This window comes from Streptomyces nojiriensis, assembly GCF_017639205.1.
In the GTDB taxonomy this organism is placed as follows: domain Bacteria; phylum Actinomycetota; class Actinomycetes; order Streptomycetales; family Streptomycetaceae; genus Streptomyces; species Streptomyces nojiriensis.
This window is the reverse complement of the sequence record NZ_CP071139.1, coordinates 4,484,674-4,504,454: the sequence shown is the minus strand read 5'-3', so window position 1 is coordinate 4,504,454 and position 19,781 is coordinate 4,484,674. Positions and strand designations below refer to the sequence as shown.

At 68.9% G+C, this 19,781-nt stretch carries 20 protein-coding genes and 2 tRNA genes; 19 read left to right on the top strand and 3 right to left on the bottom strand.

Annotation, left to right across the window (positions count from 1 at the left end):
• Window positions 1–10: 10 nt before the first annotated feature.
• The 3 genes from JYK04_RS20915 (at window position 11) to JYK04_RS20905 (ending at window position 3,515) form a co-directional block, all read left to right on the top strand.
• Window positions 11–2,359 (top strand): DEAD/DEAH box helicase, encoded by a 2,349-nt coding sequence (locus tag JYK04_RS20915; RefSeq protein ID WP_202186074.1) that lies wholly within the window; start codon window positions 11–13, stop codon window positions 2,357–2,359.
• A gap of 218 nt (window positions 2,360–2,577) precedes the next feature.
• A tRNA-Lys gene (locus JYK04_RS20910) sits at window positions 2,578–2,650 on the top strand.
• A 664-nt stretch (window positions 2,651–3,314) separates the two neighbouring features.
• Window positions 3,315–3,515, top strand: a complete 201-nt coding sequence (locus JYK04_RS20905) for a hypothetical protein (RefSeq protein WP_189737590.1) — start codon at window positions 3,315–3,317, stop codon at window positions 3,513–3,515.
• Between the two features lie 10 nt (window positions 3,516–3,525).
• Here the strand turns inward: JYK04_RS20905 and JYK04_RS20900 are convergent, their stop codons facing one another.
• A complete protein-coding gene (locus tag JYK04_RS20900; RefSeq protein ID WP_189737587.1) occupies window positions 3,526–4,023 on the bottom strand; it encodes a DUF5994 family protein in 498 nt (165 codons plus the stop codon).
• A 318-nt stretch (window positions 4,024–4,341) separates the two neighbouring features.
• Here JYK04_RS20900 and JYK04_RS20895 point away from each other — a divergent pair, with 318 nt between their 5' ends.
• The 4 genes from JYK04_RS20895 to JYK04_RS20880 all read left to right on the top strand — a co-directional run bounded on the left by JYK04_RS20895 (window position 4,342) and on the right by JYK04_RS20880 (window position 5,830).
• The gene (locus tag JYK04_RS20895) at window positions 4,342–4,914 is read left to right on the top strand and encodes a DUF5994 family protein (RefSeq protein WP_202186073.1); all 573 of its coding nucleotides are present in this window, start codon (window positions 4,342–4,344) and stop codon (window positions 4,912–4,914) included.
• A gap of 5 nt (window positions 4,915–4,919) precedes the next feature.
• On the top strand, window positions 4,920–5,108 hold the full coding sequence (locus JYK04_RS20890) for a hypothetical protein (RefSeq protein WP_189748082.1): 189 nt from the start codon (window positions 4,920–4,922) through the stop codon (window positions 5,106–5,108).
• Window positions 5,109–5,216: 108 nt separating this feature from the next.
• Window positions 5,217–5,483 (top strand): hypothetical protein, encoded by a 267-nt coding sequence (locus tag JYK04_RS20885; protein WP_030821669.1) that lies wholly within the window; start codon window positions 5,217–5,219, stop codon window positions 5,481–5,483.
• A gap of 59 nt (window positions 5,484–5,542) precedes the next feature.
• Window positions 5,543–5,830, top strand: a complete 288-nt coding sequence (locus JYK04_RS20880) for a hypothetical protein (RefSeq protein ID WP_189748080.1) — start codon at window positions 5,543–5,545, stop codon at window positions 5,828–5,830.
• Here the strand turns inward: JYK04_RS20880 and JYK04_RS20875 are convergent.
• Window positions 5,827–7,095, bottom strand: coding sequence for an ATP-binding protein (locus JYK04_RS20875; RefSeq protein ID WP_189748078.1), 1,269 nt, complete (start codon window positions 7,093–7,095; stop codon window positions 5,827–5,829). The genes JYK04_RS20880 and JYK04_RS20875 overlap by 4 nt on opposite strands.
• 870 nt (window positions 7,096–7,965) lie before the next feature.
• Between JYK04_RS20875 and JYK04_RS20870 the strand changes: the two genes are divergently transcribed.
• The 12 genes from JYK04_RS20870 (at window position 7,966) to JYK04_RS20815 (ending at window position 18,516) form a co-directional block, all read left to right on the top strand.
• Window positions 7,966–8,961 (top strand): aKG-HExxH-type peptide beta-hydroxylase, encoded by a 996-nt coding sequence (locus JYK04_RS20870; RefSeq protein ID WP_189748076.1) that lies wholly within the window; start codon window positions 7,966–7,968, stop codon window positions 8,959–8,961.
• Window positions 8,958–9,998, top strand: coding sequence for a radical SAM protein (locus tag JYK04_RS20865; protein ID WP_189748074.1), 1,041 nt, complete (start codon window positions 8,958–8,960; stop codon window positions 9,996–9,998). The genes JYK04_RS20870 and JYK04_RS20865 overlap by 4 nt, the downstream gene beginning before the upstream one ends.
• Window positions 9,955–10,269 carry a hypothetical protein gene (locus JYK04_RS20860; RefSeq protein WP_189748072.1) on the top strand — a complete coding sequence of 105 codons (315 nt, stop codon included), beginning with the start codon at window positions 9,955–9,957 and terminating at the stop codon, window positions 10,267–10,269. The genes JYK04_RS20865 and JYK04_RS20860 overlap by 44 nt, the downstream gene beginning before the upstream one ends.
• Window positions 10,270–10,338: 69 nt before the next feature.
• Window positions 10,339–10,515, top strand: coding sequence for a hypothetical protein (locus JYK04_RS20855; protein ID WP_189748070.1), 177 nt, complete (start codon window positions 10,339–10,341; stop codon window positions 10,513–10,515).
• A gap of 111 nt (window positions 10,516–10,626) precedes the next feature.
• Entirely contained in the window at window positions 10,627–12,234 is a 1,608-nt protein-coding gene (locus tag JYK04_RS20850) for a B12-binding domain-containing radical SAM protein (RefSeq protein ID WP_189748068.1), read from the top strand.
• A 28-nt stretch (window positions 12,235–12,262) separates the two neighbouring features.
• Window positions 12,263–13,018: a hypothetical protein gene (locus tag JYK04_RS20845; RefSeq protein WP_189748066.1), complete on the top strand. Its 756-nt coding sequence runs from the start codon at window positions 12,263–12,265 to the stop codon at window positions 13,016–13,018.
• A gap of 15 nt (window positions 13,019–13,033) precedes the next feature.
• Complete coding sequence (locus JYK04_RS20840; protein WP_189748064.1) at window positions 13,034–14,302, top strand: MFS transporter; 1,269 nt, start codon at window positions 13,034–13,036, stop codon at window positions 14,300–14,302.
• Entirely contained in the window at window positions 14,295–14,861 is a 567-nt protein-coding gene (locus tag JYK04_RS20835; RefSeq protein WP_189748062.1) for a GNAT family N-acetyltransferase, read from the top strand. Before JYK04_RS20840 ends, JYK04_RS20835 begins: the two co-directional genes overlap by 8 nt.
• A 282-nt stretch (window positions 14,862–15,143) precedes the next feature.
• Window positions 15,144–15,665, top strand: a complete 522-nt coding sequence (locus JYK04_RS20830) for a GNAT family N-acetyltransferase (protein ID WP_189748060.1) — start codon at window positions 15,144–15,146, stop codon at window positions 15,663–15,665.
• A 74-nt stretch (window positions 15,666–15,739) separates the two neighbouring features.
• Window positions 15,740–15,813 (top strand) — tRNA-Met (locus tag JYK04_RS20825).
• Between the two features lie 194 nt (window positions 15,814–16,007).
• On the top strand, window positions 16,008–17,183 hold the full coding sequence (locus JYK04_RS20820; protein ID WP_373297545.1) for a PP2C family protein-serine/threonine phosphatase: 1,176 nt from the start codon (window positions 16,008–16,010) through the stop codon (window positions 17,181–17,183).
• A gap of 301 nt (window positions 17,184–17,484) precedes the next feature.
• The gene (locus tag JYK04_RS20815) at window positions 17,485–18,516 is read left to right on the top strand and encodes a M23 family metallopeptidase (RefSeq protein WP_189748058.1); all 1,032 of its coding nucleotides are present in this window, start codon (window positions 17,485–17,487) and stop codon (window positions 18,514–18,516) included.
• Here the strand turns inward: JYK04_RS20815 and JYK04_RS20810 are convergent.
• Window positions 18,425–19,771: a PrsW family intramembrane metalloprotease gene (locus JYK04_RS20810; protein ID WP_373297546.1), complete on the bottom strand. Its 1,347-nt coding sequence runs from the start codon at window positions 19,769–19,771 to the stop codon at window positions 18,425–18,427. The genes JYK04_RS20815 and JYK04_RS20810 overlap by 92 nt on opposite strands.
• Between the last annotated feature and the right edge of the window lie 10 nt (window positions 19,772–19,781).

Genomic DNA, 19,781 nt, shown 5'->3' with positions numbered 1-19,781 from the left:
CGCATTTCGCATGTCCATTTCCAGCTCTGACCGTTCCGTCATGCCCGAGAACGACTCCAACGAGATGATCGACGCCGAGGCCCTCGTGGTCACCGAGGCGATCGAGGCCGCTGAGGCCGACGAGATCATCGAGGCCCTCGAGGCCGACGTGAACACCGACGGGTCCTTCGAGGACTCGACCACCGACTTCGACGACGACGACGCCGACACGGAGCCCTCGATCACCTTCGGCGACCTCGGTCTCCCCGAGGGTGTCGTGCGCAAGCTCGCGCAGAACGGCGTCACCACCCCCTTCCCGATCCAGGCCGCGACCATCCCGGACGCCCTGGCCGGCAAGGACATCCTGGGCCGCGGCCGCACCGGCTCCGGCAAGACCCTCTCCTTCGGTCTGCCGACCCTGGCCGCCCTGGCCGGCGGTCACACGGAGAAGAAGAAGCCCCGCGCCATCATCCTCACGCCGACCCGTGAGCTCGCGATGCAGGTCGCGGACGCGCTCCAGCCCTACGGCGACGTGCTCGGCCTGAAGATGAAGGTCGTCTGCGGCGGTACCTCCATGAGCAACCAGATCTACGCCCTGGAGCGCGGTGTCGACGTCCTCGTCGCCACCCCCGGCCGTCTGCGCGACATCATCAACCGTGGCGCCTGCTCCCTGGAGAACGTCCAGATCGCGGTCCTCGACGAGGCCGACCAGATGGCCGACCTGGGCTTCCTGCCCGAGGTCACCGAGCTGCTCGACCAGATCCCCGGCGGCGGCCAGCGCATGCTCTTCTCCGCCACCATGGAGAACGAGATCGGCACCCTGGTCAAGCGCTACCTGTCCAACCCCGTCACGCACGAGGTCGACAGCGCGCAGGGCAACGTCACGACCATGACGCACCACGTCCTCGTCGTGAAGCCGAAGGACAAGGCGCCGGTCACGGCCGCCATCGCCGCCCGCAAGGGCCGCACCATCATCTTCGTCCGCACCCAGCTGGGCGCCGACCGCATCGCCGAGCAGCTCGTCGAGGCCGGCGTGAAGGCCGACGCGCTGCACGGCGGCATGACGCAGGGTGCCCGTACCCGCGTCCTCGCCGACTTCAAGGACGGCTACGTCAACGCGCTCGTCGCCACCGACGTCGCCGCCCGCGGCATCCACGTCGACGGCATCGACCTGGTCCTGAACGTGGACCCGGCCGGCGACCACAAGGACTACCTGCACCGCTCGGGCCGTACCGCCCGCGCCGGCAAGTCCGGTGTCGTGGTCTCCCTCGCGCTGCCGCACCAGCGCCGCCAGATCTTCCGCCTGATGGAGGACGCGGGCGTCGACGCCTCGCGTCACATCGTCCAGGGCGCCGGCGCCTTCGAGCCCGAGGTCGCCGAGATCACCGGTGCCCGTTCGCTGACCGAGGTCCAGGCCGACTCCGCGAACAACGCCGCCAAGCAGGCCGAGCGCGAGGTCGCCGAGCTCACCAAGCAGCTCGAGCGCCTGTCGCGCCGTGCCGTGGAGCTGCGCGAGGAGGCCGACCGCCTGGTCGCCCGCTCCGCCCGTGAGCGCGGCGAGGACCCGGAGGCCGCTGTCGCCGAGGTGGCCGAGGCCGCCGAGGCCGAGGTCGCGGCTGCTGCAGCCGCCGCTGCCGCGGAGATCGCCGCGCAGGAGCGCCGCGAGGAGCACCGCGCCCAGCGTGACGACCGTGGCAACTTCGAGCGTCGCGACAACCGCGGCGGCGACCGCGGTGGCGACCGTGGCGGCTTCCGCCGCGACGACCGCGGTGACCGCGGTGGCCGTCCGTCGGGTGGCTTCAACCGTGACGACCGTGGTGGCGACCGTGGTGGGTTCCGCCGCGACGACCGTCCGTCGGGTGGCTTCCGCTCCGGTGGCGACCGTCCGTCCGGTGGTGGCTTCCGTCGTGACGACCGTCCGTCCGGTGGCTTCAACCGCGATGACCGTGGTGGCGACCGTGGTGGGTTCCGCCGCGACGACCGTCCGTCGGGTGGCTTCCGCTCCGGTGGCGACCGTCCGTCCGGTGGTGGCTTCCGTCGTGACGACCGTCCGTCCGGTGGCTTCAACCGCGATGACCGTGGTGGCGACCGTGGTGGCTTCCGCCGCGACGACCGCCCCTCCGGCGGCTTCAACCGCGACGACCGCCCCTCGGGCGGCTTCAACCGCGACGACCGTCCGTCGGGCGGCTTCCGCTCCGGTGGCGACCGTCCGTCCGGTGGTGGCTTCCGTCGTGACGACCGTCCGGCCGGCGGCTTCCGCTCCGGTGGCGGCGACCGCCCGTACGGCCGCCGTGACGACCACCGTCCGTCCGGCTCCGGTTCCACCGGCGGCTTCGGCGGCCGCCGCGACGACAAGCCGCGCTGGAAGCGCAACGGCTGATCGCAGCTGAGCTGAACCCCTGAGAAAGGGCCCGTACGACACCAAGGTGTCGTACGGGCCCTTTCCTCGCTTCCGGGAACTGATGGCGCGTAACCCCCTTTCGGGGACCGCTCCGAGGCCCTGCGCAGCCCCACCGGACCGTCGGCGACAGGCCGGTCGGCGGATACCCGATCGGCTGACCGGCGCGGTCCGGCTATGCTCTGGGGTGAGCACCTGGAGGGCCATTAGCTCAATTGGCAGAGCAGCGGACTTTTAATCCGTTGGTTGTCGGTTCGAGTCCGACATGGCCTACCGCTCACAGGCAGGGGAGTTAACCCCTCTGACCTGCTACCTAGCGCCCCATCTGGTTTTGGCCAGTTGGGGCGCTAAGTCGTTTCCGGGCCTGTGCGTGAGCGATGCGCGAGCGGACGGCCCGGGACGGCGCGGCAGACGGCGAAGTCCCCCGAGTGCTTCTCCAGGGCTTCGCGCCGGTCGCCGGCCGGATTCGCGTCCACCGCCGGCGCGACGGCTTCCGCGCGGCGTCCTGATCGTCCACGGTCGTGATCACGATCACGAAGTCGGCCCATGGGGCAACGCACCTGGCCCGATGTCATGTTGGCCTGCAACGACTGGGTGATCGACTCTCCCGATGGTCGGACGGCCTCGTTGCACCCCAAAAGAATGCCGGGCGCCCACACGACTCCGGGGCCCTAACGCGCTCCTGGCCGAACGGGTGACGCCAGCCCTGACCGACCCTGCCTCGACCTGAGCCGGTCAAGGGGCATGCACCCGGCAGCACGGCCACAGCGGCGGCCACCGAGCACTCTGGCTTCGCCGACCTTCCGACGCCGCCACTCAGGCGAAGTGCGTCATCCGCGTGCCTCGCTTCGCGGTCGACGTGATGCAGACCGTCGCGGCGCGTGTCAGCGTGATCGGAGAGGCATCCGTAGCCCACGCATCAAGAGGAGTCACCGTCATGGACAGTAGGCAGGACAAGCGCCAGGAGCCGGGCAAGGGGCGCGAGGCTCAGGAACACCATCGCCCCGGAGACCCTGCGCAGCCGCAGCCCGGCAAGTCCTCCCGCGAGAAGGGACACAAGACCGGTCAGAAGGAGACCTCGCGCCACCGCGAGGACGATCTTCTGCGCGAAGAGGACCTGCACGACGAGGGGCTCTGAGGATTCGGGGTCAGCCCGCCGCCTCGGCGGCGCCGTCCTCAGGTTCGGGTGTGGTCGCGATGAGGATCTGAGTGGCCTGCGTGACGTTGTCGGCGCGGACGGCGCGGGCCATCGCTTCGCGGGCCGCGTCGGCGGTGGTGTCCGGGGGGACCACCAGCAGGGCGAAGTGGTCGTTGTGGCCGCGAGTGACGAGGACTGTGTCGTCGCCGACGGGGTCGGCGTCGAGGTGCACGACCTGGCCGTCGATGACCAGGCGGGTCGGCACGGCCTGCCAGGCGGAGGTGTCCAGGCCGACCCGCGTGATGGGTCCGAGGTGCGCGGTCAGTGCCGTGATCAGTGCCGGCAGCTCGGTCGTGACGTCCCGGGAGCGCGGCCACCAGGCGCCGTCCAGGAGCCCTTGGCGGGACTGTGTGGTTTCCAGCCGGAGCAGGGCGGCGCCCGGCTTGACCGCTTGGTGGATCGCGTCCGGGAGGAGCTTCGAAGGGGCGGGGTCGTCTGATGCGGCCATGGTGGTTCCGCCTGTCTCGCGGTGCGCCCACACCCCGTTCGACGGCCGCCAGCGGCGTCGAAAAGGCTGTTGAGCTGGGAAACGTCTCCGTCGTTTCACGGTACTCCGCCCAGCCTCACGGTGCGGCGAGGGGAACCGACTGTGCCGCTCTCGCCGGCTGCGCCGGAAAATACCTGGTCAGAAGCGGCTTCCTGGATCGCGAACCGGAGTACGGTGAAGAGACCGGGAGTATTTCGCACACCCGCTCCCACGCGGACGTCGTTTCCGGCGATCACTGCACCGGGCCGTTCTCGAACGGTCCGGGGACGGGTCCGCGACATGACCACGACCCTCGACCGCGCTGCGCAGCCGGCTGTTGTCCTGCGCCCGGCCCGCCTGTCCCTGACGCCGAAGACCGCTCTGGCAGGCACGCTGGACGGTGCCTGGTGGCCCCGCTCACGTGACCTCGAAGCCGAGCTCCCCGCTCTCGCCGCCGCTCTGGACGAGAGCTGGGGGCGCATCACCCGCGTCAGCGTGAACCCCAGCCGCTGGCCGGTCGTCCCGCGCAAGGTTGCCGTGGCCGGGCACGTGCTGCACGTGGGCTGGTTCACGGAACAGGACCCCGACAAGCTGATCCTGCTCTCCTACACCGTCGGCCGCTGGGACCTCCTGGTGATCCCGCCCGAGACCGAGCCCGCGGCCGCGGCAAGGCTGATGGCCGCCGCCGCGATCCCGGGCAGCGTCCTGGCCGCGGACGTCCTGATGGCCAACGAGATCGTCATCGGGCGCGGCATCCGCGACGCCCGCCGCCGGGAAGCCACTTGGGAGGGCGAAGGCGGGGCCTGCATGTCCCCGTTCGGGGTCGCGATGGGTCGAAGCGCCCTCCCGCTGTCCGCGAACGGCTGGAGGTGAGTTCGGTGGAGACCATCGTCCTCATCGCGGTGATCATCTTCATGATCGGCGTCGCCATGCGTTGGATCCACGTGCTGAACGCCCGGGACGAGGCGCGGATCGAGGCCTACCGGTTCAGTGACCCCCTGCCGAGGCCTCCCGGCCTGCCGGACGACACCGGCCGTCGAGCCCACCACACGGGTGCCGACCGGTGAGGAACAGGCCTACCTGAAGACCTGCCTCTGACCGGGGGCAGCTGGTCGGGGCGCCCCGGCGCCCCGATCCGCCGGCCTCTCGCCCACCTTGAAGGGAACCACGCCCACGTGAAGTACATCGAGACCCAGACACTGCCCTCGCTCGGGCACGCCGAGGTCCGGATCATCGCGCACACTCCGGAAGCCGCCCGAGCGGTCGCGGAGGCGCTCCGCCGCTGTTTCGCAGGCGCGGAACAGCGCAGCTACCCCGCCCTCGACGGCAACACCCGCCTCCACCTCACCGTGGACACGGCGACACCCTCGGGCCCCGCCCGCTCGTGGCTGGCAGCCAGCAGGACCCCGGCCGGTACCGGCGCGCACTCCGACGAGATCTGAGAACCCCCGACCGGCCCCGGAGCCCACCCCACCCCACCCACACACGGAAGGACGCGGTCATGGCCACATTGCGCGAACGCAAGACCTACCGCGACCAGGTGCTCCGGGTCCTGTACGAAGCCGTCGAGGGCAACCGCCTCCTCGGCATCACCGGGGCACAGCTGCGGCGCGACCTCCACGTACCGGAACAGGACCTGGCCGCCGCCTGCACCTACCTGGCGGGCGAAGGACTGATCACCGTCGACTGGGACCCCGGCAACACCCCGGCGATGGTCACCCTCACCCACGAGGGAATCCGGCGCATGGAGGCAGAGGAGGAGGAGGAGGAGGAGGAGGGGACGGCCTAGATGCGGGCGAACGTCTCGGTCTGCCGGGCGAACTCCTGTGCCATGGCCGCGCTGACCGTGGGCCTGGTTTCGCCGATCGTGCGCAGGTAGTCCTCGGTGGTGGGGCGGGCCCGGGCTCCGGTGTCGAAGGTGCGCTCGAACTGGATTTGGGAGACGGTGCGCGCCACATGGGCGATGTCGGCAGGGGTGAACCCCTCGCTGGCGGTCGCCAGCACCGCGCTGTCGGCCTGCGCGCCCGCTCGGGCCAGGTAGCTCTCCCACAGCGCGGTTCGTGCGCGGTCGTCGGGCGGGCCGATCGGCAGTACGTAGTCGAAACGGCCGTGCCGCAGGAACGCGGAGTCGAGCGTGGTCACGTCGTTCGTGGCGCAGACGAGCAGCCGCCCGTCCTGGCCCCGGAACCGGACGATCGCCTTGAGCAGTTCGTTGACGACGCCGACCGCGGTCGCGTCCGCGCCGCTCCGGGTCCCGGCGATCTCCTCGACCTCGTCGATGAAGACCAGGACGTGGTCGAGCCGGGCGATCTCGTCGAAGCGCCGGTTCAGGCCGCTGGCCAGCCCGTACTCGGCGGCCAGCCGGGCGGGGAACAGTTCGAGGAAAGGCCATCCCAGACGGCTGGCGATCGCGTGCGCGAACGTGCTCTTCCCCGTCCCGGGCGGCCCGAACAGCATCACCGCCCGTGGCAGCTCCACCCCGTGCTGGGTGGCCATTTCGGGATGGGCCAGGGGCAGGACCAGGCGCCGCTCGATGAGCTCCTTCTCCCGCTGCATGCCCGCGACCTTCTGCCACAGTCCCCCGGGCGGCAGCTCCGCTCCCAGCGACGCGAGCATGCTGACCGCCTGTGGGGTCACCCGCCCGCGCTTCTCGAAGAAGACCAGGCCGGGCCGGGCGCCGAAGCCGCAGTTGTGCAGGGCGGTGGCACCGGTCTCGCCGTCGGGCAAGGCCGCGTGCACCGTGCGAACACCACCGGCGAACAGCCGGTGCTCCAAGGCCGTGATCAGGTCGCTGCCCAACCCCTGGTGCCGCCAGGCAGGCGCCATGCTGATGCGCAGGATCCACGCCCGGTCGCCGTCCACCCTGCTCACCGCGGCGCCGACCACCTCCTCGTCCGCGGTGGCCACCACCGCCGGGTGGAGCGCCTGGAGGGCCGCCACGGCGTCCGAGAGCGGGAAGAGAGGTGACTCCTCGGCCGTGCCGCTCTCGGCGTCGACTCGGAGCACCGCTTCGAGATCGTCCTGGGCGTAGTCCCTGACACGCCACCCCGTCATGGTCAGCTCCGCGTGTTCGGCCGTACTCCCATCATCAGCCGATGCGCGCGGGAGCGCGCGCGGCAGCGACCGCGCGCGCCCCGCAGCGTCGGATCAGGATCGAACTGTCCGAGAACCACCTCTTCATGGGCCGAGCCGTCGCGGAGCAGCTCGACCCGGACCACTTCGTGACCGCCCGGATGATGCGCATGGACACGGACACGGGGCGCTCCAGTGGGTCAACGCGGGGCCTCCCGCGCCGATGCTGGTCCGCGCGCACCGGGTCGTACGACGTCTGGACGGTCCCACGCCCCTCCCCGTCGGCTTCGGAGGAGCCCAGCCGCAGGTCAGCGCGGTGGAGAAGTAGCTGATCGACTGGGTGAACCAGCTGGAGCATGCCGACCACGGGTTCCGCGCGGTGGCCCGGGACCCGTCCCACACCCTCCGGAGAGCACGCGGGGACATCACATCGGACGACGCGACGCTCGTCCTGTTCGAGTGGCACGGATGACGGAAGGCCGAGCCGGTAGGGACGGTGAATAGCGGTCCGGCTCAGCCGCCTACCTGATCCGCCGCAGCACTGCCACAGGAGGTACAGCCATTTTCCGCAGTGAACGATCGATTTCTTTGCGCACAGTCACCGCATAGGGGGAGTCGCGAATCACCCCGGCAGAAGGTGATTTCAAGCCGTTCTGGTAATCCGTGCCGGGCGCGATCCAGCGATCAAAGTCCTTGTGTGGATCACGGGTCTATTGCTTAGATGATTCGTCTGATCGGCTCATCGTGGTGCAGGATCGACGGGGGAGGCGGATTGTGTGCCCATCGGAAGGCATAGACCTCGCATTGACTCAGGGGGCGGGGTTTGCTGAATCGCCTCCTCTGCTTGCAAAGGTGGACGCGACATTCTCTCTGGCCGCAGAAGTACTCTCCAGTCGGCGTGGTGCAGTATTTCTGGAGGCCAATGGCAGCCCATTATTGTCCGATGACACAGTCTCCAGGCGGGTGCTGGAACTTTTCTTGCATCAGATGCGCGCCGGGAGGCTGGGGGAAGACGAAGCCGTCACACTCCCTTCGTGCACTGGCCTGACCACTCCACCGGGCCCTCGGACTGCAAAAGCCGACAGTCGGTTTGCCGGCGTCGTCGCCCCGAGTGGCCGTACCGTTCGCGTGCTGACAAGGGTAGACCGCGAAGACTCCTGGACTCTCCGCTTCCTGGATATCTTCCGTGAAGGGTTGACCGAGACCGATAGCAAGTACGCGATTGTGGAAGCTACCGGCCCCGAAGTCGACACAATCCGCCAGGCCGTCGATCTGCTGAGTCGACTGTTGCCACATGTCGCCACCTCCGTTCTTTCCCATCTTTCTTACGTTGGGGTGGTGGCTGGACCTGGGGCATTCGAGAGTGCCTCCGACCGAAAAGTGCCGCGCGCTATTTTCATTAATCGGGATGCGCTCACGGGTGTCCCCCGCACCAGTGAGGCAATTCTGCACGAGTGCGTTCATCAGAAATTGTATGATATTCAACTCGTGCAACCTATTTATCGTGTCGGCTACGATGCGAAAACAGCTGCCACGGTCCGGCCCGCGTGGCACGAGGACGCGGCGTGGAGCTTCGACCGGGCACTCGCGGCATCCCACGTATACGTCCACCTCAGCGCCTTCTACGCGTCTCTGGAATGTGGCCTCGATCCTGCAACCAGCCATGTCGATGCAGTGGGCGGACGTACTCGTTCCATCGGACGTGCCCGCTTCCTGCTGGATGCAGTGGCTGGGCTCCCGGCCGAGTCGGGCCCGGCTGGACTGCGCTTCATCAGCTGGTTGAACGAGCAGTTGGAGCACATCGAAGCCAGCGCGTCGACGGCCCCGCAGATCCAGGGAGTGAAATGACCGAGGCGACCATGGCCGGACCGACAGCCCCCAAGCTGGAACTGCATCGGCCGGTGAAGTCCTGGCTTCAGGTGACCGCGACGTGCAATCTCCAGTGCAAACAGTGTTACGGGGACTGCACGCCGGAACCCAAGTCGGACGAGATGACCGTCGACCAGTTCCACCAGGTGCTGGACGACATGGCCGACTCGGGCGTTATCGAACTGCTGGTTGAAGGAGGCGAGCCGCTCCAGAGGCCAGACGTCCTGGACATCCTGGCGCATGCTGCGCCGAGAATGCTGGTCCGGCTACGTACGAACGGCACGCTGCTGGACGAGGCCATGGCCGATCGTGTCAGGGCTGCCGGCATCCGGAACCTGTGCATCGACTTCATGGGAGCCACCCCGGAAACCCATGACTGGCATGTCGGAGAACCTGGCGCGTTCGAGAAGACCCTCAACGGGCTGAAAGTCTCGCTGGCCGCAGGGTTCGAGACGCTGGCACTCGTGATCATGACCAAGCGGAACGCTGGGGAGATTCAGCAGTTCATCGACCTGTGCGCTGCTGCCGGCGTGAGGCGCGTGGGGATCTTGCGCCTCTACCCGTTGGGGAGGGCCAAGCGTCACTGGAAGGCGATGGCGCTCTCCCTGCCCGAGCAGATGGCCGCACTCGAGGACCTGAACGTACCTGACGACGTCCATCTCATGCGTTCTTGGCACCCTCGCGATGCGAACTGCTGCTGGCAGGCATCAGGCGTGGATGCCCGGGGACAGTCCGTCGGTTGCTCCTACCTCCGCGACTTCGCGGACTTCGGGAACGTGCTCGAAACGCCGTTCCTGGAGACATGGAAGCACCCGCTGTTCGTCAAGCTGCGCTCTCGCGACATAGAGGACCACTGCCCGGACTGCGCTTCCACCCAGGGTTCTGCGGGCGGCTGCCGCTCCACGGCTTATGCCTTCACAGGTGACTGGGACGCACCCGACCCGTACTGCACTACGACCAACAGGGGTATCGATGTCCAGCTTCTCCCTACTCGACTTCTTTCGGAAGGCACCTGACCTTCGCCTGCGAGAGGTTCCCGAATGGGGCAGCCTGCTCGTCTACACCCCTGCCCATCCTGACATTCACTACCTCGATGCCCGTTCCTGGCTGTTGTTCGAGCTCTGTGACGGCCGCTCCGGAACCGAACTCTTGGCCGAGTTTCGGGAGTCGGTGCCAGACGGAACCTCGCCGGAGCAGAGCGAGACGGCTGTTGTCGAGGCCCTCAAGACGCTGGACGAGAAGGGCCTCATCACCCGGACTGCGGCTGACGTGACGTCAGTCGTATAGATCCGGAGGCAGTGGCTGGTGCCACTGCCTCCGATCCGCACCACACCAGAACGAGGGGAGGTGATTGTCATGGAGAGGGATGAGCTTCTGGGCCGGCTCAAGAGCAAGCTGCGCGAGACGTCTTTCGACGCCCCGGCGGTTGAGACCGTTCAGCCCGAGATCCGCTCCGCTGCGCAGTACGCGATGATGCCGTCGATGCGCGCCGGGTTCCGGATAGACGACGAGGCGGACAACAGCGCGATCTGACACCAGGTCGTTCAGCTGCGGCATGCCCCGGTCTTCGGCCGGGGCATGCCGATCTCCGCACGAGCTTGGGAAGGCCATCGGCCGCAGAGGTCAAACCAGGACAGGCAGACCATGAATCAACGGTTCACCCTTTTGATCAATCCGCCACTGTGGAACGCCTACGCTCCCCATCTCGCCGTACCGCTCCTCGCGGGCACCTTGCGCGATCAGGGCTTCGCCGTACACAGCTACGACGCCAGTGTCGAGGTGCTCGACTGGCTTCTGAGTGCGGACGGCCTGCGGGCGCTGGCGGAGCACGGCACACGCGCGCGCGACCGGCACGTTGCCGCTCGGGCACGCCTCGTTCACGACCACACGGTGCGCGATGTGGATCGGGCCAAAGCCGTGCTTCGGAACCTCGACGCACTCTCAGACGCTCAGGAACAGGCATGGGCGCGACGGGTGATGCGTAACGCAATGTGGTCTGTCTCCGCCGCGTTCGATGGTCTGCGCTTCGACCTGGTAGCCAATGACCTGTATTACTCTGCCAATTCCACCCAGGCCGTGCTCGATTCGGTCAACGATTCCGAGCGAAATATCTACCGTTGGGCACTGGACCGGCTGGTGCCCGCCCGGTACCTCGATGATCCCGAGCTGGGCATTGTGGGCATCAGCATGTCGGCGGACACCCAGCTGATTGCCACGATGACTGCTGCGGCCGAGATTCGTCGCCGACGACCTGACGTACGAATCGTCGTGGGCGGGAACTACGCGACTCGCATGGTTGAGGAATGGTCTGCTCCGCACCCGTTCTTCGAATGGGTGGACGCCTTCGTGATGTCGGAGGGCGAGGAGGCGCTGCCGGAGCTTGTCCGACGCTGGAACTGCGGCGAGAGCATCTTGGGCATCCCCGGGGTGGTCGCGGCTGTCGACGACTCCCTGGTGAGGACCCCGGCTCGCCCAGTGAAGCTGGACGGGGTCAGCGCGCCGTACTTTGCCGATCTTCCGCTGGAACGCTACTTCGCTCCAGGGCCGATCCTCCCGGTGTACGCCTCTCGTAGCTGTGCTTGGAAGTGCGCGTTCTGCTCCATCCCGTTCGCCAGCGGCTCCTTCCGGTCCAGGCCGGCCGCGCAGACAGTTGATCACCTTGAGCACTTGATGGCTGAATACGGGACGCGGACATTCATGTTCGTCGATGAGATCCTCACCCTGCACGTGATGCGGGAGGTGGCCCAGGAGATCGTCGATCGTGGGCTTGATCTCTTCTGGTACGGGGAAACCCGGTTTGCCGGCGGCTTCAGCCGGAAGCTCGCGGATCTGCTGTACCAATCCGGTTGCCGGCGGCTCAACTTCGGCCTGGAGTCGTACAATCAGCGAGTACTCGACCTGATGGTCAAGGGGACGAAGGTGGAGCACGTCGAACGGACGCTCCAGAACGTGATGGCGGCCGGAATCGCTCCCCACCTCTTCGTTATCCACGGCTTCCCAGGTGAGAAGCAGGAAGAGGCGGAGCGCACCCATCGCGTATGCCGAGGAGAAGATCCGAGAGGCACAGACCCGGTACAACAACCCTTACGCAACCTGGGGTGGGTCCCCTTTCATTCTGGATCTCCACTCCCCGATCGCACGGGATCCACAGGACTTCGGAATCGAGCTGATCGATCCGGCACCCGAGCACGACCTGTCTCTCGTCCGGGAGTACACCGTCAGCGACGGGCTCACATCGAAGGGCGCGGCTGATGTGGCACGCGCTGCCCAGGGCTCCACTGTGATCAAGCGCAACGTCTGGTTCCGCACCAGCACGGAGTCGGCCCTGGCCGAAGTGGAGGAGTTCACCTTCCTCCGCGCGAGTCTGCACGCGCCCATCGCGGAACCGCTCCGCTCTGCGCCCTTCTGCGTCATCGGGACGGAACGTACACGGGTCGAACTGGCTTGCAGCGCATACAAGTTGCCGTGGAGTGCCGACGAGGAGGGCGGCAGCGCCGTCGCGCTCTACCAAGGCGACCGTGACCGCTTCGTGCAACTGAGCTGGCCCATCGAAACCGGCCTTGAAGTCCTGGAACAGGGCATGGAGATCGCCCGGTTGGCTGTCTGGTTCACCGGCAACGACGTGAGCTGGGGTGGAGTCACCGGACGTCCCTTGGTCGACCTGCTGATACGTCACGGCATGCTCAAGGGCAGCGGAGAACAGCCGCTGTTGCGGGAGGCCGCAGAGCTCGTCGGCTGGTCGTGGTGCCGCGAGCCCGCCGTGCTGGAAGCCACCCACGACAGCGACCTGGTGCTGCACTCTCCCGTTACGGGCAACACCGTGCGGATCAATCCCCTTGGCCAGTTGATCTGGCAGTTGTGCGCCGAGGAAGCCTCTCCGTCGGGCTTCGCCGAGTACTTGCCCGCGGGCCCGGAATGGCAACAAGCCGCCCTCGACGTGGTCCACGAGCTCGCCGCCCTCGGCTTCCTGTACCCCGCCTCCCCCGTCGTCGACGTCGGCACCGCACGGGTCGCGGCCGTCTCGACTGCGGGCTGATATCCAGGAATCCCCGTGCAGAGAAACAATTTGGAACCTTCCGAGGTGCCGGCAGCGGCACGGAGGGACCTCGCATCGCAGCGCAGGCTGGTCACGGCCAACGCCTTGAGCGCGCTGGGGGACGGCGTACGGTTCGCCGCGCTGCCCCTACTGGCCGCGGCGGTCAGCGAGGGAGACCCGGTCGCGGTCTCCCTCGTCGCCGCGGCCGGCCGGGCAGCCTGGCTACTGGCCCCCGTGATCGGCACCCTGGTGGACCGGATGCCGAGGCGCCGAGCCATGATCGGCGCTGATCTGGCCCGCTGCGCGGGCCTTGTCCTGCTGTGCACGGCGATAGCCGCGGCAGGCACCGTCCCCGTCGCCGCAATCGGGGCCGTCGCGTTCATTTCCGGTGTCGCCGAAGTCTTCTTCGACAGCGCCGCCCAAGCCGTTGTGCCATCGCTGGCCCCGTCCGAGGATCTTGAGCGTCTCAACGCGCGTCTCATCGCCATGCAGACGATCGGGGCCGGTTTCGTGGGACCTCCGGCCGGTGCCGCGCTGTGGGCCGTTTGGCACCCGTTGCCGTTCCTCCTCAACGCTACGACGTTCCTGGCATCGGCTCTCGTGCTGTTCGGTCTCGTCGAGCGAGTACCAAGAGCCGGCCAGACATCTGAAGGACATCGGCTGACCGTCGGCGCTGTGCTGCGCGACACGTGGGCCGGCCTGCGTCTGCTGGGGCAGAACCTGACGCTTCGCCGTCTCGTACTCATCGTCGCGGTCCTGGGCATAGCCCAGCAGATGGTCTACGGGATCTTGGTGGTCTACGTCACGGGGCCCCTCGGGCTTCCCGCCTCCGGGTACGGGTGGATGCTCACGGCGGCTGCCGTGGGCAGCCTGGCCGGCGCAAAGGCGGGCCCCTGGGCCGCCGCGCGGCTGGGAACACGTCGCAGCCTATTGGTGTCCATCGCCTTGTCTGCGGCGAGTTACCTCTGCATCGCGGCCTTTCCGTTGTGGCCCGTGGTGGCGTTGATGCTGGTGGTCAATGGTGCGGGAGTCGTGTTGTGGAACATATGTACGGTTTCGCTTCGGCAGCGTCTCGTCCCGTTGGAGATGCTGGGGCGAGTCACCAGCGGCTACCGACTGGCCGCCTGGGGCGTGATGCCGATCGGATCGGTGCTCGGCGGCAGATTGGCCGACGGGTCCTGGTCAGGTGCTCCGTGGGCGGTGGCCGGCACGCTGCTGCTGCTCTCCCTTACGTTGATTTTCACCATGCAGGTGGAACCTGAGCGGAGATCCGAAGATGAGTGACGAAAAAACACCGCTGACCATCACATCGGGCGGCCGGCAATTCGTGATCCGCGATGCGGGCCCGAACGACGAGGCTGACCTTCTCGTGCTCTTCCGTGCCTGTGAGGACTACTTCGAGGCCGCGACTGGTCTGCCGTCCGGACCGGGTGACGTACAGAGCCTGTTCTACAGCCTCCCTGACGGTGCCGACTGGGACGACAAGCACATTCTCGTGGTAGTCGACGAGGCAGGCTCTACCGCCGGACTGGTCGAGGCAGTCCTTGGGTACCCGGCCCCGGGAACATGCTCAGTCGGACTCTTCCTGCTGCATCCGGACCTGCGGGGTGCCGGGCTCGGCTCCAGGCTGGCCGTCACTCTGCTTCATTCAGTCGCGGCTCGGGGAGCGAGTCGTGTGACGGCAACGGTTCCCCTCGGATGGGAGCAGGGCGAGCGTTTCGTCGCTTCGCACGGGTTCACATCCACAGGCCAGCCGTCACGGCGTCCACAGATCGGAAACCGACAGGCCGGCCCACGAGAGCCTGTTCTGAACAGGGTGGCGTTGCTCCTGCCGTCGACCTAGGCCGTCTCTTTCGGATCTTGTCGGCCGAGCCCGCGGCGTCCGGTGCCGTAGATGGCAAGGTGGAGGAGCGCGCCGTGTACTGGACGTACTCGGGCGCCCCGACAACGCGGCCAGGTGCGGTGCCGGACGTCGCGAGCCCGGCAAGATCCGGAAGAGACGGCCTAGGGCGCGAGAGGTCGCAGTCCAGGCGGCGGCAGTCATCCGATTCCCCCGGACGGGGCGCTTCCTCGTGGCGGCTAAATCCGGTGACCCCGCAGGCCGGTGGGGGTAGCGTCGCCGACCATGACGCCCGTACTCCGTACCGAACGCCTGCTCCTCGACCCGTACACACCCGAGGACGAGGAAGGCTTCGTCGCACTCTTCCAGGACACCCGGGTGTCCCGGTGGATGGGGGACGGTCCCACCTCCGAGGCCGAGGACCGGGCGCTCTTCGGGCGGGTCTTCACCAAGGTCTACGCCGAGAACCTCTTCGACGTGTGGGCCGTTCGCCGGGACGGCCGGCTGGTCGGGCACGCCGAGATCAAGCGGACCGACGAGGTCGACGGCCACGAGATCATCTACGCCCTGGCTCCCGAAGCCTGGGGAGCGGGCCTCGGTACCGAGATCGCCGAGGCGATCGTCGCGTACGGCTTCGGCGCCCTCGGCCTGAGCGAGGTGCACGCCACCGTGGCCGACGCCAACACGGCCTCCCTGGTCCTGCTGGAGCGCATCGGCTTCACCCGCGTCCGGGACGTGCGGGAGGACGACGGGAGCACCACCCGCGTGCTGATCCGCCGCCGGGATCGGGGCTTTGACCTGCGGTGATGTCTGCCTGCGGGTGGGGCGGCGGTTAATTGGTAAGCGGCTCCCCCCGGATGGCGTAGAGTTGTGTTTACCGACGCGGGGTGGAGCAGCTCGGTAGCTCGCTGGGCTCATAACCCAGAGGTCGTAGGTTCAAATCCTGCCCCCGCTACTCAGTACGAAGGCCCGGTTCCTCTTGAGGAACCGGGCCTTCGTCGTGTTCCGGCCCCGCCGGGTGCTCTTCTCACGCTTCGTCACCCGTCCGGTCGCCGTCAGGTCGCCTGCGGATGCTCCTGCCGCCAGCCTTGAGGGGCGAGAGGCGGCGGGCCCGGACCCGTGCGGCGGACCGGGCGGCAGGAGAGCAGCGTGGTGGGGCTGGGCCGGCAGGGCAACGGCGGGCGCGCGGGCGGGAGCGGGAGCGGTGTGACCCGTCGCGTGGTGCGGGTGCTGCCGGGCGTGCTGATCGCCCTCGGGATGGTCTTCGACGTGCTGACCCCGCCCAGCTTCACGGGATCCCCCTTCTTCACCGCGGCCCCGCTGATCGCCGCCCCGCTGTTCACCCTCTGGGCCACGGCCCTGACCGGTTCCCTGGCCGTGTGCGCGGTGTTCGTGCTGCACCTCCTCAACGGCACCAGCTGGAAGGTCGAGGCGCTGACCGAGCTGGTGACCGTACTGACCGTCGCCGGGCTGGCGCTCCTGATCAACCGCATGGTGCGGCGCAGCGGCGCGCAGCTCGCCTCGGCGCGCGGGATCGCCGAGGCCGCGCAGCGGGCGGTGCTGCCGAAGCCCGCCGAGCGCATCGGGGGGCTGCACGTCTGTGCCTGGTACGAGGCCGCGCAGGCGGACGCCTTCATCGGCGGCGACCTGTACGCGGTCCAGGAGACCCCGTACGGAGTGCGGCTGGCGGTGGGCGACGTACGGGGCAAGGGGCTGGGGGCGGTGGAGGCCGTGGCGGTGGTCCTCGGGGCGTTCCGGGAGGCGGCGGACACCGAGCCCACGCTGGAGGCGCTGGCGCAGCGGCTGGAGCGGGCGCTGGCCCGGGAGGGGACCCGGCGCGACAGCCTGGACGCGGTGGAGGGGTTCACGACGTGCGTCCTCGGGGAGATCCCGCCGGGCGCGGGCGTGCTGCGACTGCTCAACCGGGGCCACCCCGAGCCGCTGCTGCTGCACGGGAACGGTGAGCTGGCGGTCCTCGCCCCGGCGGAGCCGGCCCTGCCGCTCGGCATGGGGGAGCTGGGCGGCTGGCCGGACCTGGTGCAGGAATGGGCCTTCCCGGCGGGGACCACCCTGCTGCTCTACACGGACGGGCTGACCGAGGCCCGGGACGGGGCGGGGGAGTTCTACGATCCGGCGGACCGGCTGCGCGGGCGGATCTTCCCCGGGCCGCAGGCGCTGCTCAGCGCGCTCAGCAGCGATGTGCGCCGGCATACGGGCGGCGGGGCGACGGACGACATGGCGCTGCTCGCTGTGGGCCGGCCGGGGGAGCGGGAGCCGGAGCGGCGGCGGACCGTGCCGGTGGTGCCCCGCGGCGACGTGATGTAACGGTCGGTAGCCGCAAGAGTGCTCTCCGCTAGGGAATTGACGGACCGTCATTTCAGCCCTGTGGCTGGAGGGATGGGGGAGTCGCTTGATTTTTGTGCTGGTTGCGGCGTTTTGTGGCGGAGAGGGGTGGCCAAAGCCAGTCGGTGTGTGGCGGATTGGTCGGAACGATCAAGCGGAGCAGCTTGGAATCACTCCCCTACTTCTATTACCTTTCGATAACGCAGCGCGGTCGTCCCAGCCGTCGCAAGAGACGGCACCGTGCGCGCGCGCGTCCCTGCGCGTCGATGAGGAGTGTGCCCCGGTGGCCTCCAACTTGCCTGCCCCTGAAGGCACCGAGATCCAGGAGCCGCCCACCGCGGGTGCCTGGGGCGAGTGGAATCCCACCGAGGATTCGGTGCGGCCGGTCCGCGGCAAGCACCGGGTCGCCAAGCAGCGCGGGGGACTTGCCCGCAGCTCCACCGTGCTCGGCGTCGGTGTCATCGCGGCGGTCGGAGCCGGCGGCATCGCCACGGCGCAGGACCGGCCCCAGGTCGCGATATCCCTGCCGGCCCTCCCCGACATGATGACCGGGCACAAGGCCCAGCAGGACGACGGCGGTTCCGGATCGGCGGCCCCGACGGCCGGGCGGACGGGGATCATCGCGCAGCAGTCCGCCCAGGGCGCGGACGCGGGCGAGGTGTTGCGCAACCGCATCCTCCAGCAGGCCGAGTCCCAGCAGGGCGCCGCCGAGGCGAAGGCCCGGGCGGAGGCAGAGCAGGCCGCGCAGCAGGCTGCCGCCCAGGAGGCCAAGGCGAAGCTGGAGGAGGCCCGCAAGGCCGCCGAGGAGGCGAAGGCGCAGGCCGAGGCCAAGGCCAAGGAAGAGGCCGAGGCGAAGGCCAAGGCGGAAGCCGCGGAGGCGGCGGCCGAGGCCGAGGCGGAGCGGAGCGCCAAGCCCTCCGGCAGCTACTCCCTGCCCACCTCCGCCTACACCCTCACCTCGCACTACGGTGACTCCGGCTCCATGTGGTCCTCCGGCCACCACACCGGCCTCGACTTCGCGGCCCCGACCGGGACCCCGGCCAAGGCCGTGGCCGCCGGAAAGATCACCTCGGCCGGCTGGTCCGGCGCGTACGGCTACCGGATCGTGCTGGAGCTCCCGGACGGTACGGAGATCTGGTACTGCCACCTCTCCTCGATGTCGGTGACCTCCGGCGCGGTCGGCGCCGGCGAGACCATCGGCCGCGTCGGCGCCACCGGCAACGTCACCGGACCTCATCTCCACCTGGAAGTACGTAAGGGCGGAGTGACGCAGGACCCGCTGGCGTGGCTGAACTCCAAGGGCTTGAGCGTCTGACGACCGGGTCCGGCGCGCCACGGTCGCGGTCCGTCCGCCGCGGGCCGGGTACGTCCGTCCGCGCGGTCTCCGGGTCCAGCGGGTCGAACCAGGCGGGGATCAGCTCCTCCATGACCGCCGCCCGGGCCAGCGCGGGACCCGCCGTCGCCCGGGACTGCCAGAGCCGGTGCAGCAGCTCCCGCTCCCGGCCCGCGAAATCCCGCTCCCGTACGGGGCCGCCGCGCCGTGCCCGGTTCCGCAGCAGCGCCAGGGCCGCCGCGTCCGCCTCGTAGCGGGCGACCGTGCGTCCGGCCGCCCGGCCCCCGCTGTGCCGGGCCAGGGCCCGGGCCAGTGACCGGGCCGGCATCGAGGCCAGCGCCGGGACCTCGGCCGGACCGAGCCAGCCCGCGGCCGCGTACAGCGCGAGCTCACCTTCGACGGCCCGCAGCCGGTCGCGCCTTATCCGCACCGCCAGCCACACCAGCAGCCCGAACACCGGCACCATCACGCAGCTGTAGACCACGTAGAACCCGTGCTCCCCGAACTGCGAGGAACCGTTCCACAGCGCGTGCATGCCCATGGCCAGAGCCAGGCCGAGCAGCGGCGGGAGGATCCTGAGCCAGCGGCGGGCACTGACGGCGGCCACGCCGAAGCCCAGCCCGGTCAGCACCGTGAACAGCGGGTGCGCGAACGGCGACAGCACTATCCGCACGAAGAAGGTCGCCACCGTCACCGATTCCAGCACGCCGCTGCGGTCGTTCAGGTCCTCCACGAAGGCGTTGCCTAGGTAGAGGATGTTCTCGGTGAAGGCGAAGCCGGTGGCGGTGAAGCCGGCCACCACGAACCCGTCGGCGGGACCGCTGAAATGGCGTCTTCGGAACGTGAACACCAGCAGCAGGGCGGCCGCCTTGGCGCTCTCCTCCACCACCGGGGCGATGGCCACCGAACCGAGGTGATCGGCGGCGGAGGCGTCGGCGGTGGCCGCGGCTATCCACTCGGTGGCGAAGTTGTTGGCCAGTATCGCGATCAGCGCCGCGGTGCAGGCACCCCAGCCGAAGCAGAACAGCAGCTGCGACCAGGGCACGGGCGCGGCCCGGCCCAGCCACCGGAAGGCCGCCATGAGCGGTGCCACCGGAAGCAGGGCCAGACCGAGACCGACGAAGAAGCCGGAGGTGCCGGTCTGCTCCCGCACGAGTTCGAGGATCGCGACCCCGGTCGCGGCGAGCAGGGCGAGGAGCACGCACGTGCGGACCGTGCCGGACGGACGTGGGAGCACGAGTTGGAGC